General features: G+C 53.7%; 6 tRNA genes (1 of these 6 only partly in view). All 6 read left to right on the forward strand.

The features are described 5' to 3' along the window. Positions 1 to 40 precede the first annotated feature (40 nt). Positions 41 to 122, forward strand: a tRNA-Leu gene (locus tag HMPREF2647_RS09895). 3 nt (positions 123 to 125) lie between these two features. After that, a tRNA-Gly gene (locus tag HMPREF2647_RS09900) sits at positions 126 to 200 on the forward strand. A 7-nt stretch (positions 201 to 207) separates the two neighbouring features. Next, positions 208 to 293: transfer RNA gene (locus tag HMPREF2647_RS09905), tRNA-Leu, on the forward strand. Positions 294 to 303: 10 nt separating this feature from the next. After that, positions 304 to 377 (forward strand) — tRNA-Arg (locus tag HMPREF2647_RS09910). Between the two features lie 8 nt (positions 378 to 385). Continuing rightward, positions 386 to 459, forward strand: a tRNA-Pro gene (locus HMPREF2647_RS09915). A gap of 22 nt (positions 460 to 481) precedes the next feature. Continuing rightward, positions 482 to 510: transfer RNA gene (locus HMPREF2647_RS11390), tRNA-Ser, on the forward strand; it runs 127 nt beyond the window's last position.

The raw sequence follows: 510 nt of genomic DNA on the forward strand, positions 1-510 counted from the left end.
AGGGTCAGAGGTTCGAATCCTCTATGGCTCACATGTATACGCGGGTGTGGCGGAATTGGCAGACGCACTAGACTTAGGATCTAGCGCCTTACGGCGTGGGGGTTCGACTCCCTTCACCCGCATATGCGGAAGTAGTTCAGTGGTAGAACACCACCTTGCCAAGGTGGGGGTCGCGGGTTCGAATCCCGTCTTCCGCTCCATTATTTTGCCGGGGTGGCGGAACTGGCAGACGCACAGGACTTAAAATCCTGCGGTGAGAGATCACCGTACCGGTTCGATTCCGGTCCTCGGCATTATTATTTTGCGCCCGTAGCTCAATTGGATAGAGCGTTTGACTACGGATCAAAAGGTTATGGGTTCGACTCCTATCGGGCGCGTTCTCTTACGGGAAGTAGCTCAGCTTGGTAGAGCACTTGGTTTGGGACCAAGGGGTCGCAGGTTCGAATCCTGTCTTCCCGATAGGAAATTTAAAATTTATTATGGGGGCTTAGCTCAGCTGGGAGAGCGCCT

The sequence above is a fragment of the Staphylococcus sp. HMSC035D11 genome (genome assembly GCF_001836075.1).
GTDB lineage: Bacteria > Bacillota > Bacilli > Staphylococcales > Staphylococcaceae > Staphylococcus > Staphylococcus hominis.